This is a genomic window from Flavobacterium sp. B330r (assembly GCF_056824325.1).
Window position 1 is genome coordinate 3,441,246 of sequence record NZ_CP124860.1, and the last position, 13,433, is coordinate 3,454,678.

A 13,433-nucleotide genomic window follows, 5' to 3' on the forward strand; every position below is an offset into this window, starting at 1 on the left:
AAAATCCCAATATTGAATTTCAGTATTGGGATTTTGTTTTGTTATAATATTTTACTTCTTCTTCAAAAACAAAAACAAAGGATAAGAAACTATCGTAATCGCAACAATAATAATAAAACTTTTAGGGTCACTGTAAATAAATCCTCCAAGTAATGCAATAGAAAATATAATCGCAATTATAGTTGTCCAAGGATACCAGAAAGAACGGTAAGGTCTTGGCAAATCAGGTTCAGAAGTTCTTAGTTTTAAAAGCGAATAATAAGCCAATCCCCAAACGATTATAGAGATAAAGGCAGCGAAAGAAAATAATACTTCAAAAGAGCCAATGCAAATTAAAAACAAACTGAAAAGAGAGGAAACCAATAGCGCAACAATTGGAGTTCCACCTTTGTTTACTGTTGTTCCTTTTTCGATAAAGAAACCGTCACGGCTTAATCCGTAAAGGATTCTTGGCGGAATCATCATAAAGGCATTCAAAATACTAATTAAAGAGAAGATCGAAATTACGGTTACAATTTTTGCACCACTTTCTCCAAAAAGAATTTTGGCAACATCGGCAGCAGCTAGATTAGATTTGGCTAAAGTTTCGATTGGCAAAACATGAAAAAATGCTGCGTTTACCAAAATATAAATGGCCACAACTAGTAAAACACCACTGTATAAAGATTTCGGAATATTTTTACTTGGATTATCATTTTCTTCTGCAAAAAAGCAAACGGCATTCCAACCATTATAAGTTCCAATAATGAGTTGTAATGATTTAAAAAATCCAAAAATAAGCCCGATTTGAAAAATAGAACTATCCGTTTTTATCGCTGGAACTTCAACTCCAGAATACATAAAACAAGCCACAACCAAAGCCACAAAGCAAATGACTTTTAGTAAACTGGTAATCTGCTGAATTACACTTCCGTTTTTTACGCCGCTTAAGTGCAGCAAAACAAATGCAACCAATAAAGAAATAGACAATACTGTCGAATAATTGGCTAATTGCGGAAATAAAATAATCGTGTATTCGCTAATTACGATGCAATAAAACGCGGGCGGAATAGCGTTTACAATATAATCGTACCAGCCAGAAAGAAAACCGGCATACTCGCCCAAAGCTCTTTTAATATAATTGTACGATCCACCGGCTTTTGGCAGCATTGTAGCCAATTCTGAATACGAATTTGCTCCTAATAAAACATACAAACCTCCAAAGAGCCAAGAAGCAAGAATAAGCCAGTAATTATTCAACATTTCTGCAATAGTTCCTGGCGTTCTTAAAATTCCAACACCAATTGTTCCGCCAATTAAAACGGCAATATTGAAACTAAGTCCTAAACTTTTTTGTAATTGGTTTTTTGTAGAATCTGGCATTCTTGAATTGGGTTTTAAGGATTATAATTTCAAGCAAAAATAGTATTAATTGAATTAGTTTTGAGCTTAAAATAAAAATCCCAAGATTTTCGAGTGAAACTGAAAATCTTGGGATAAAATCAAAACTCTAATTCAATATTTTAGAACTTGTAACGCAAGCTTGTCATAACTTGACGAGGCGCGATTGGGTTCACACTATAATTTTCGTGAACGGTGTAATTTAATTCGTTTGTAATGTTTGATAATTTACAAAGGATCGAGAATTTTCTCCAAGTATATCCAACAGATGCATCAATTGTAATATAACCTTCTAACGGAATTTCTCTATGGTAGATTCCATCAGGATATTTAGTAAGATCTGTACTGTATTGGTCATTCCAGCCTCCTAAACGATCACCGATGTAGTTTCCAACAGCTCCAACAGATAAATTTTTAAATAAGCCTTCTTGTACCGTATAAAAGAAACTTAAGTTGGCTGTGTTTGCTGGAGTTCTAACAAGACGATCGCCTTCTATAAAACTTCCGTTTAAACCAGATGTTTTAGTATAACGCATATCGTTGTAGCTGTAACCTGCAATAATGCTAAGTCCATCAATTGGTCTTGCAGTAACATCCACTTCAACACCTTTACTTTTAGTTTCGCCACTTAAAACTTTTACGTTTGTGTCTGTGTTTAAACTTCCATCAGCTTTAAATTCTGCAGTTTGAGCCAAGTTGTTGTTTGTAATTTGATATACCGTAATATTTGTGCTTAACAATCCTTGTAGGAAATCGGTTTTAATACCAGCTTCATATTGATCGATAATAGAGGGCTCAATTGGTTTTAAATCTGCTGTGGTTCCTGTGTTTGGAGTAAACGAAGTAGAGTAGCTACCAAAGATAGAAACCTCTTTTCTAGGCTGATAAATTAATCCAAATTTTGGAGAAAATGCATTGTCTAATTTTTTAGCGCCTACTGTAGGAACTGCATTTTCAGGCGTAACAGTTTGTTTTCCTCCAGCAAAAGTTTCTTTGTAAGTTGTAACTTCAGCTTCTTGCCAAGACCAACGTACACCTGCTAATATTTTAAACTTCTTTGTAATCGAAATTAAATCTTGAAAATAAACACCAAAACGGTTGGTTTCTGTTTTTGCAATTTGAGTTGCTCTAGCATCTGGAATATCATTTCTTTGTGTTGACGGATCAAAGTTGAAAAGATTGATAGTATCATAATTTGCAGGATTAAATGCAAAAGTATACGCTGTTGCAAATGAGTTTTCCCAGTCTGCACCTGTAAAAATTTGATGTTTTACAGATCCTGTATTAAAGTTTCCTTGAAGACTTAATTGATCTCCTAAAATTTGCTCCGAATTATCGTTTTGAACCAAAGGTCTTGTCCAATCTCCATTTTCTTTTACTGAAGATAACTGCGCGGTAGATTTCGAAGCTCTGTCATAAGTCTGATAAGAGCTATTGAAGTTAAGCTTCCAGTTTTTATTGAAATCGTGATTTAAGAATACAGATGCACTAGCCGATTTTGTGTTACCATTAGACCAAAGTGCTCCGTAAAAAGTATTTCTAGGTAAATCAAGAATTTGTGTGCCAATAATTCCAGTTCCAAAATCAGGTGTCCAATCTGCACTTAAATAATCTCCTTGTAGTGTAATTTGAGTTTTAGGATTAATGATAAAAAGCAACGATGGATTTACATATACACGTTTGTTTTTTACAACATCTCTAAAGCTTTCAGAATTCTCGTAAGAACCGTTAATTCTAAAGGCGATTGATTTAGTAAGACCTCCGTATAAATCAAATGCTGGCTTATAATAAGAGTAGCTTCCAATTTGCATTGAAACTTCTCCGCCACTTTTAAATTGAGGTGTTTTGGTTACTAAATTAAGAATTCCTCCTGGCGCTACGTTTCCAAATAGTAATGCTGAACCACCTTTTAAGAATTCTACTTTATCTAAGCCAGAAACATCTGGAATTGATCCTGCATTATAACGGAATCCGTTTTTAAACATATTGTTTGCAGACATGTCATAACCTCTAGAGAAGAAAGATTCCTGCGCACCACCACGAGCAGAACCAACGTAAACACCGTTAGCGTTTTTAAGAACTTCGCTTAATCTAATTGCTTGCTGTTGTTCGATAATTTCAGAACCAATAACTTGTATGCTTTGTGGATTATCCATTGGTTTTAATCCAGAGCGAACCGCTGTTACGGGTTTTGGTTCTTTGGTTTTAGTAACAACTACTTCATTTAAAATTTCCCCTTTTTTATTCTTAACGGTATCGTTTACTGAAGAAGTAGATTCGGCGCTTGAATAATCTTGCGCATAAGAGGCAAAACTCAATAATCCTAATACAAATAGTAAATTATATTTCATGGTATTTATTTAGATTCAATAAAAATTGTCGAGTGCAAATATAAATAGACATATTCTTTAACAGGAAATTATGAAGTGGATTTCTTACTTAAACCTTTCTTAGTCTTTTCTTAAGATTTGCTTAAGGATTTTCTAATGTTATTTTAATTTTGTATTTAAAACAGATTAAAATGTCTCATAGGATATTCTAGGAAGGTATTTTATAAAAAAACAGGGCTGGCTCATTTTTGAGTCAGCCCTGTTTCAATTGAAATTAAAACCTAAGAATGAGATTTCCTGAAGTTATTTTACAGCAATTTGGTAAGTTGCCATTTTCCAGATTTCATCGTATTTTTTTCCGTTATGTTCACCTGCAGATTTCTCTGTATAAGCAAACTCAACCATATAATTTCCAGACCAGATAGGAGTAAAAGAGATTTCTCCTTTATCATTTGTCCACAATTCTTTTTCCCATCCGTTTGGAGCGATTACTTTAATTTTTTGAGATTTTGCAATAGCACCTTCGTATAAAGCAGAAACATTAATTACAGTATTTTTTTTCGCGATATCGGCATTTTCAGAAAAAACGCTAATTTTATTATTGTTAGCAGCAGCTACATTTCCAGCCGATTTGTTTCCAACAACAACGGTTGCGCTTGAATTGTAGTCTAATTTCATTGTTCCGTAAACATCTCCAACGGTATGATGCATTACGATTGTATAAACTCCGTCTTCATCTGGTGTAAAGAAAGCTTGGTATTTATTATCTAGAGCTTTAGAAGTTAGTTTAGTTTCTTTTTTTGAAGGAGAAATTACAACTAAAGAGAAATCCTTTAAATCAGAAAACCATTTATCAGCTTTTGTAATATCATTATCAGAGAATTCTCCAAAATAAACAGAAATTTCCTGAGCTTTTCCTTTTGTTCCTGTTGCATTGGTGTCAATCCATAAAGCATGGGCAAAAAGCTGAGGTGCAGCAAAAAGCATTAGAAATAAAAAGCTTAGTGTTTTTAAAGTATTTGATTTCATAAGATCAAGTTTAAATTATTAGAATGATATTTTTTACAAACATAAGTCTTATTTAGAATAATTAAAAATAAAACACTAAAAAACCTCGAAATTCATTTCATATGGAACGTATTTCGAGGTTGTGGAAAATATTTGAGTAAGAAAACTAAAGTCTTACGGTTAGGTTTACTAAGAAGTTTGCTGGAGTTTGAGCCATTCCATAAGAATCCCAATACTTTGTGTTGGTCAGGTTGTTGAATTTAACTCCAAGTCTCCAAACGGGTCTGTCGTAAAATACTGTTGCACTATAAATAGAATAAGAAGGAGCATAAAAGCTTTCGTCTTCAAATTTATACTGTTTGTCTACATAATTTCCTCCAAAACCAAAGCCTAAATTTTTTAGTGTGTTTTGAAGTTTGTACGAAACCCAAAAATTAACCACATTTTCTGGTGCTCCGCTAGCTTTGTTGCCTTCAATTAGAGGGTCAGACGATTTAACGATACGATTGTCATTATAAGCATAACCAGCCGTCACGTTTAAACCGTTTATTGGATTGGCAATAAATTCAAAATCAATTCCTTTACTTACTTGTTTTCCATCCTGAACATTGTATCCGTCTGGTTTTGTTCTTGTAGCATTATCAATTGTAATGTTATAATAGCTCAGTGTTGTGCTTAATTTTTTATTGAAAGCTTCTACTTTTACACCGCCTTCATATTGATTAGCATAAACTGGTTTTAAGATTAATATTGATCCATCTGGCTGATTTACTGGACCTGAATTTTGAAAACCATTCATGTAATTTCCAAATAAAGAAACCTGATTTTTAACTACTTCATAAACCAAACCTAATTTTGGAGACAAAGCAGTTTGGTTGTAGCCCTCTGTATCTTCGATTTTTTTCTGAACAAAGTTATCCAAACGAAGACTAAGCATTACAGATAAGCGATCTGTAAAACTAACTACATCTGAAGCATAAACGCTAAAAGTCTGTTCATTTGGAACGCCAAATTGCATTTCTTTCAATTTTGGGTCTACATCGCTTTTTCGAATTGGTTCGAAATCTGTTGTTACATCAATTTCATCTAATACTTGTGTGGTAGCATATTTAAATGTTCCTTTTGTAAATCTGTAATTAATACCTGTTAAGAGTTTATGTTTGATGCTTCCTGTAGAAAATTCACCATTAATATTTTCCTGAAAATTGGTAAAATTATTATGAATTGGTCCAAAACGGGATACCATTCTTTGAACTTCTGTTGGCGATTGCCATGCAGTATAGTACTGATAACTATGATCGACACGTTCGTCTACCAATGAGAATAGTGTGGTAGATTTCCAATTATCAGAAAGTTTATATTCTGCCTGAGCAAATATTTTAGGAGAACTTGTTTTAGCATCAAGATCATCTGCAAATAAGCTTGTTCTGTAATCTACTTTTAGGTCTGTTGGGTTGGTAAGTCCTGCCGCATACGAACGTCCATAAGTAGGGCGTGTATTGTTGGTATTGAAAATCTCGGTGTCTAAACTCAGCGTTAACCTATCGGTTGCTTTATAAATAATGCTCGGTGCAAATAAGACCGTTTTATTAAAACCATAATTTAAGAAGCTGTTTTCTGTATTTGCCGAAGCGTTCATTCTAAACAAAACTTTTTTGTTTGGAGTCAAAGGCATATTAAAATCAACCGCAACGCGCTGTAGTCCAAAGCTTCCTCCTGTATAAGATATCTCTGTTTTGCTAGTTTCAAAAGGCTTTTTGGTAACCAAGTTTACAACTCCTCCAAATGAAGAAACAGAAGAACCAAACAAAGTTCCAGAAGGCCCTTTTAGCACCTCAATTCGTTCGGCATTATCAATTGAGATAGAGCTTCGTCCAGAAAGAGTCTCCATGCCGTTTCGTGCATTTACACCCGTGCTGAATCCTCTAAAACTAATTTCAAGTCCGCCAGAAGGATATATTTTTGAGATTGCGCCCGTAGCATTTTGAACCGCGCTTCTTATGTCTACCGCAATTTGCTCTTGTAATAGTTCTTTGTGAATAACATTATAAACCTGAGGATTTTCCAGATTCTTTAGTGGCATTCTGGCTACATAATCGGTCTTTTTTGATAAGTTGCTTTTCTTGCCATTTACGATAACTTCATTCAATTCCTTATTAGAAACCTTAAGCTGTAAATTAATTGTTGAGGTTTCATTTTCTGTAACTGTAACTTCAGTTTCTGCGGTTTCGTAACCTGCCAAAGATACTTGAAGTGTATAAGAATTGGCTCTTACTTTATTAAAATCAAAAGTGCCATCGTCATTAGAAACGGTACCGTATTTTGTGCTTTTAAGAATAATATTTACACCTGCAGCAGCATCGCCGTCTGAGGTAGTTATGGTTCCTTTAATTTTTCCGTGGTTTTGTGCAAAGGAAGATAAAAACGAAAATAAAAAACTGATAGAAAATAGAAAACGTGAAGTTTTCAAACTGAGGTAATTCATTGCTATTTATTAATTGGTTTATAAATAATATTTATTTAGAATAAATAAAAACAATGCAAATGTAAAAATTAAAATAACTTTAACAATTTTATTTTTTTGTCATTTAGTTTTGAAATTGTTAAATGTTGATTATTGAGATAATTAAATGAAATTCTTAGTTGATGTTTTAGCGAGATAAAGTTTTAAAGCCTTAATTTTGCAGTCTGAAAAATGACTTCATGATTTTACCATTCTTTAAAAAGATTCAAAATACGCCTAGAGGATATCGTATTGCCAATACTGTTTTTTTCTTCCTTTCTGGTTTTGGATATTCTTCGTGGGTTTCAAGAATTCCACATATACAAGCCCAATTAAAATTGTCTGAGGCCGAATTTGGTGCAGTTTTATTTGCTTTTCCGATAGGTTTAATGCTAACAATGCCTTTTACAGGAAAACTATTAAATAAATACAGCAGCCGTTATATCATGCTTCTTGGTGCGGTTATGTTCAATATTGCACTGTCTTTGCCTGGTTTGGCGGCATTTGTTTGGCAGTTGGTTATTATACTTTTATTCTTTGGGGCTTCTCGTAATATTTTCAATTTATCTATAAATGCACAGTCTCTAGAAGTGCAGAAACTATATCCGAAATCTATTATTACGCGTTTTCATGCCGTTTGGAGTATTGCCGTTTTCTCGGGTGCGGGATTAGGTTATGTAATGGTGACGCAGAAAATTGCACCATCGCATCATTTATTGGGAGTAAGTATTTTTATGCTGGCGCTAACGGCTTGTTTTTATCCGATGAGTATTCACAATGAACCTGTTCCAGTTAAAAAGAAGTTCTTCTCGATGCCGGAAAAAAATCTGGTAAAATTCTCTCTAATTTGTTTCGTTTCAATGGCTTGTGAAAATACCATGTACGACTGGAGCGGAATTTATTTCGAAAATATATTGAAAGCTTCTCCAAAATTAACCAGTGCAGCATTCGTGTTTTTTGCTTCGGCAGTAACGTTAGGACGTATATTTGGAGATTATGGCGTAATGAAATTTGGAACTAAAAAAATCTTGCTTTATAGCGGAATTTTAATCACAGCTGGTTTCGGTGTTTGTTTTATTTTGCCGTATGCCTACCCAACAATTTTCGGTTATGTTTTAATCGGATTTGGGGTTTCTTGCGTGGTTCCGTTAGTATTTAGTATTGCCGGAAGATCTTCAAAATTAAGCAGTGGTTCTGCTTTAACTTCGATATCAACAATTGGTTACCTCGGATTTTTATTGGTTCCGCCAATGGTTGGTTTTATCTCTGAATATTTAAGCATGAAATGGGCATTTCTAGTTATGGCGCTTCTCGGTATTCTGATGATTTTTATGGTGAATAAGATTGGGGAGAATGAGTAGTCTTTTTAAGATGCTAAGGTTCTGAGATGCTGAGGTTCTAAGGTTTTTTAGGATTATTATATAAATTAATTAATTAATTTATACATAGCTTTAAATTAGGCATACTGTCGTTTTAAACCTTTAATCCAATTGTTTGGATAAAACAAAGAAGGATTATTAAAATACCGATTCCTAAAAGAATTTTAGTATATCTTTTATCTTTCAGATCTCCATATCTGCCTTCAAAATAACTTTTGTATCGGTACATTTGCCCTTTTCCAGTTTCATATGGAATAAATTCTCTTTTGTTTTTCTTCCAAAATATCATTCTGATTATATGATAGAGAATAAAAGTTAATAGAGGAATCAATGCTGTAAAATAATTAGCAATTAAAAAAATGAGAGAAAGTATTAACCAGAGAATTGAAAAATAAACGTTTCTAAATCTCAGCCCAAAGGGTGACGAAATTGTTTGTCCACCACATATTATAGATACAGTAAAAGAGATTGCAAATATATTTCTTGGTTGATATTTGCTAGCAAACACATATAACATTATTCCAATTATGTATCCGGCTAAATATAAATAATCGGATACTATAAATTTTCTCGCTTCTAATTTTCCAAAAATAAATTTTCGGCTTGATTGATTTACTTTAGGCAATTTGTACACTTTAATCTGATATTTCTTTAAGATATTCTTTCCATTTTTCTTTTTCTATAATATAAGAATATTGAAAACTCCCTTCATAAATTCGAACCTTATCTTTAATTTGTAATGTATCAACATAAAATAAGCCAAGCTGCTCTTTTTGATTAAGGAAATGAATAGAATAGGAACTAGTTGGACAACAACAATAGCCTGTTTTTTCTGCATTTTTAAAGACACTTTCAAAGTCTTTTATTTGTTGTCTGTTATTGGTTTTAAATTCTTTTATTGGGTTAAAAGATTCTATATTGCTAGATCTTCTATATGTTGCAGTCGAATCATAAGCTTTTATGACGATTTGAGTACTATTTGATAATGTAGAATTAAATGAAAAATTATCCCAAATAGTATCAATATAATTTTGAGTTTTTTCGTTACAGCTTATTATTAAAGTTGAAAACAGAATTAATAAGAAAAGCTTTTTCATTAAAGTTATAGTTATTTATTTTCTGAAAAGACAAAACTTTATATCAAAAATCACACATTTTAGCTCCTTTCGATTCTATTTCCTTTTTAAATTCGATAGGTAATTCTAATTTAAATTTACAGATATCTTTTATTTCATATTGCTGAGTTTCTTTATTAAAAATTACTGCCTGAGACGAAAGGTAATCTGAATTATAATACCATACATCAGCATTTTTATCCACATATAAAACCCAATAGTGATAAGCGCTAAAAGTTTCATCTAAGTTTTGTTGAAACAGTATTTTGTTTTTACTGTTTCTTATGGCAAATATTTTCGATCCATCTTTTAGTTCTTTGATCAAAATATTTCGATCCTTTCCAGAAATAGTGTAAATTCCATCGTTATACAAAAAACCTGATTTAATGCTTTTATAGCTTAATAGATAATTGTTACAAGACACAAAAAGAAGAATTAAAATAATATTAATCATTATTCTAATTCTTCTTTTTGTCATTTTATTTTTTACAAAAAACATTGAATTACTTCTTCGTCATAACAAACTTCTCAGAACTTGGTTTTCCATTCATGTTCCCAGAGATTTCTGCGGTTAAAGTATTATTTGCCCCTTTTGTATAAGTGATTTTTTGAGGATAATCGTGTTTCGGATTTTCAAAAATCAATTGTTGCTCTGTTTCTGAAGTAGAAGGAAAGAAAACGGGTTTGTCATCGTTTTGACCTTTTACAGTTGCTTTGTAAGTTAGTGTTTCGCCTAATTGCGCCAAAACAATAGTTTCAAAATGTAGAGTGTCTTTTCCTTTTATAAAATAAGAAGAAGCGCTAAAAGTACTGTCGTTTAGTTTTTGCCAGTTTTCAGATAAAATGCCTTCAGGAGTTTTGTTTTCCCAGTTTCCAATTAACCAGTCGGCTTTTTTGATTTTATCTTTTTCTACCGTTTCTTTTTTCTGGCATGAAACTGCGGCTATAACAAGTGCTAAAAGAGTAATTTTCTGAAACATATTTATGAGATTTTGGGTTTGGTAATATGCTACTAAAGTATGAAAATTTTTTTAGCCACGAATTCACGAATTTTTCTTGATAAACGGAATGGAAAGTTTTCTGTGAATTTTTCGAATTATTATTGAAGAGTAAAATTATTTTTAGCCACAGATTAAAAAGATTAGAATGATTTTGTCTCACGCAGATTTAGCAGATTCAGCAGATTTATTTTGTACTCTGCATTATAAAAATCTGTCAAATCTGCTAAATCTGCGAGTAAAAAATAACCACAAGTTTTTTGTTTTGCTCAAAGATTGTAAAAATAAAATTCGTGAATTCGTGGCTAAAAAAAAATCAAACGCTTGCACTCAAAATAGAGTAAACCAATTCCTTAGTTGGTTTTTGATCTTTTAGTTTTTCGCGAACTTCGTCAAAAGTCACTTTAAAATCACAGCCCGATTTATATTCTGCGCAACCATAAGCCGTTTTGCCTTTTAGAATTGTTCCTTTTTTACATTTCGGACAAACCAATGCATCTGAACTTTCTTTGGGTTCGGCTTTTTTATCGGTTTTCTTTGGTTCCAATTTCAGTTTGTAATTTTCTTCAAAACGAATTAAGCCTTCAACAGTTCCAGAATCGGTTTTAAAGCCTTTTATGTTTACTGTAGAACCTTTCTGAACCAATCGTAAATACTGACTTTCGGTTATTTTTTTATCATGAAAAACAAAAGGCAATACAAAATCACAGCCCGATTTGTACTCGCTGCAGCCAAAGGCCGATTTTCCTTTCAGTATCTTTCCTTTTTGGCATTTCGGACAAGTTTCTGCCGAAATTCCAGAGGCTTTCTTTTTCTCTTTTTCCGCTTTTACAACTGGTTTCTGAATCGTTGCCGCATGCGAAATATTGGCGTGCTTGGTTTCGCTTCGAACTTCATAAACCAAAGCTTCAACCATACGTTTCATGTTTCTGATGAAGGCCGCTGCGGTGAAAGTCCCTTTTTCAATATCTTTCAATTGTTTTTCCCAAGTTCCTGTAAGTTCGGCCGATTTTACCAATTCGTTCTGAATCGTATCAATCAATTGAATTCCAGTCAAAGTGGGTAAAACTTGTTTTTTGTTTCGAACAATATATTGGCGTTTGAAAAGCGTCTCAATAATATTCGCACGCGTTGACGGACGACCGATTCCGTTTTCTTTCATTAATTCGCGTAAATCTTCGTCATCAACCTGTTTTCCTGCGGTTTCCATGGCACGCAGTAAAGTTGCCTCTGTAAACTGATTGGGCGGCTTGGTTTCTTTTTGAAGAAATGAAGGTTCGTGTGGACCTTTTTCGCCCACGGTAAAACTCGGCAGTAAATCGGGTTCTTTTTCCTTTGCATTCGGATCTTCAAAAACAACGCGGAAACCTTTCTTCAAGATTTCTTTTCCGGTCGCTTTAAAAGTCACATCGGCAGCTTTTCCAATAACTGTGGTATTGGCAACCAAACAGTCATCATAAAAAACAGCAATAAAGCGTCGGGTAATAATATCATAAACCTGCTGCTGATTATGAGGCAGATTATTTTGAACTCCCGTTGGAATAATCGCATGGTGATCGGTTACTTTTTTATCATTGAAAACCTTTGGCGATTTTTTGATTTTTTTTCCTAAAAGAGGCTGAGTCAATTCGGCATAATTGGTTAATTTCTGCAGAATTCCAGGCACTTTCGGATATATATCACCTGGTAAAAAAGTCGTATCAACTCTGGGATATGTAATCACTTTCTGTTCGTACAAAGTCTGTGCAATCTTCAATGTTTCTTCGGCAGAAAATCCAAATTTTTGATTGCAATAAACTTGTAGACCCGTTAAGTCGAAAAGCTTTGGAGCATATTCATTTCCGTTCTTCTTATCAACAGAGACGATTTCGAAATCACTTTCCTTGACTTTGGCTGCGATAACTTGTCCATCTTCTTGGTTTAGGAAACGTCCTTCTTCGTAACTAAAAAGCGTTTCTCTGTATAAAGTCTGCAATTCCCAATACGGCTGCGGTTTAAAGTTTTCGATTTCTCTAAAACGCTCTACAACCATCGCCAACGTTGGCGTTTGTACACGACCGATAGACAAAACTTGTTTGTAGCCGCCATGTTTTACAGTGTACAAACGTGTGGCATTTATTCCTAAAAGCCAATCGCCGATAGCTCTAGAAAATCCGGCGTAGAATAAATTATCGTAGTTGGCAGAGGGTTTTAAGTTTTCAAAACCTTCTTTAATAGCTTCTGTGGTAAGAGATGAAATCCATAATCGCTGAATTTCGCCTTTGTAATGCGCTTCGTTCATCACCCAGCGCTGAATCAATTCTCCTTCTTGTCCAGCATCCCCGCAGTTGATAACCACGTCGGCTTTCTCAAAAAGACTTTTAATGATTTTAAACTGTTTTTGAATTCCTGAGTTTTGAACCACTTTGGTTTCGAACTTTTCAGGAAGCATGGGCAGATTGTTCAAATCCCAGCTTTTCCAATGCGGTTTATAATCGTTGGGTTCTTTTAAAGTGCATAAATGCCCGAAAGTGTAAGTTACTGCATAACCATTCCCTTCGTAATAGCCATCGTGTTTGGTATTGGCACCCAAAACAGATGCAATTTCACGCGCTACACTTGGTTTCTCAGCAATACAGACCTTCATTTTTTCTTTTCTAGTTTGACATGCGAAAGTACGGATTTTATGGGAAAGGGGCAAAGATTATTAGGTCCAAAGGGGCAAAGCTTTCTAAAAGAAA

Annotated in this window: 10 protein-coding genes; 1 reads left to right on the forward strand and 9 read right to left on the reverse strand. The window is 33.7% G+C overall.

The genetic code is table 11. The features are described from left to right. Nucleotides 1-51: 51 nt before the first annotated feature. The 4 genes from QLQ95_RS15185 to QLQ95_RS15200 all read right to left on the reverse strand — a co-directional run bounded on the left by QLQ95_RS15185 (nucleotide 52) and on the right by QLQ95_RS15200 (nucleotide 7,203). Nucleotides 52-1,362: an APC family permease gene (locus tag QLQ95_RS15185; RefSeq protein ID WP_482500460.1), complete on the reverse strand. Its 1,311-nt coding sequence runs from the start codon at nucleotides 1,360-1,362 to the stop codon at nucleotides 52-54. Nucleotides 1,363-1,502: 140 nt separating this feature from the next. Continuing rightward, a complete protein-coding gene (locus QLQ95_RS15190) occupies nucleotides 1,503-3,731 on the reverse strand; it encodes a TonB-dependent siderophore receptor (RefSeq protein WP_482500461.1) in 2,229 nt (742 codons plus the stop codon). 282 nt (nucleotides 3,732-4,013) lie between these two features. Further along, on the reverse strand, nucleotides 4,014-4,739 hold the full coding sequence (locus QLQ95_RS15195) for a DUF4198 domain-containing protein (RefSeq protein ID WP_482500462.1): 726 nt from the start codon (nucleotides 4,737-4,739) through the stop codon (nucleotides 4,014-4,016). 145 nt (nucleotides 4,740-4,884) lie between these two features. Beyond that, nucleotides 4,885-7,203 (reverse strand): TonB-dependent siderophore receptor, encoded by a 2,319-nt coding sequence (locus tag QLQ95_RS15200; RefSeq protein WP_482500463.1) that lies wholly within the window; start codon nucleotides 7,201-7,203, stop codon nucleotides 4,885-4,887. Between the two features lie 218 nt (nucleotides 7,204-7,421). Between QLQ95_RS15200 and QLQ95_RS15205 the strand changes: the two genes are divergently transcribed. Then, the gene (locus QLQ95_RS15205; protein ID WP_095929814.1) at nucleotides 7,422-8,582 is read left to right on the forward strand and encodes an MFS transporter; all 1,161 of its coding nucleotides are present in this window, start codon (nucleotides 7,422-7,424) and stop codon (nucleotides 8,580-8,582) included. Nucleotides 8,583-8,694: 112 nt separating this feature from the next. Here QLQ95_RS15205 and QLQ95_RS15210 read toward each other — a convergent pair whose 3' ends face one another. From QLQ95_RS15210 to QLQ95_RS15230, 5 genes are all read right to left on the reverse strand, one after another. Continuing rightward, nucleotides 8,695-9,225, reverse strand: a complete 531-nt coding sequence (locus QLQ95_RS15210) for a hypothetical protein (RefSeq protein ID WP_482500465.1) — start codon at nucleotides 9,223-9,225, stop codon at nucleotides 8,695-8,697. A gap of 10 nt (nucleotides 9,226-9,235) precedes the next feature. Further along, a complete protein-coding gene (locus QLQ95_RS15215; RefSeq protein ID WP_482500466.1) occupies nucleotides 9,236-9,697 on the reverse strand; it encodes a hypothetical protein in 462 nt (153 codons plus the stop codon). A gap of 43 nt (nucleotides 9,698-9,740) precedes the next feature. Continuing rightward, a complete protein-coding gene (locus tag QLQ95_RS15220) occupies nucleotides 9,741-10,169 on the reverse strand; it encodes a hypothetical protein (RefSeq protein ID WP_482500467.1) in 429 nt (142 codons plus the stop codon). A 49-nt stretch (nucleotides 10,170-10,218) separates the two neighbouring features. After that, nucleotides 10,219-10,695, reverse strand: a complete 477-nt coding sequence (locus tag QLQ95_RS15225) for a DUF6265 family protein (RefSeq protein WP_482500469.1) — start codon at nucleotides 10,693-10,695, stop codon at nucleotides 10,219-10,221. A gap of 334 nt (nucleotides 10,696-11,029) precedes the next feature. After that, nucleotides 11,030-13,339 carry a type IA DNA topoisomerase gene (locus QLQ95_RS15230; protein WP_482500470.1) on the reverse strand — a complete coding sequence of 770 codons (2,310 nt, stop codon included), beginning with the start codon at nucleotides 13,337-13,339 and terminating at the stop codon, nucleotides 11,030-11,032. Nucleotides 13,340-13,433: the final 94 nt, after the last annotated feature.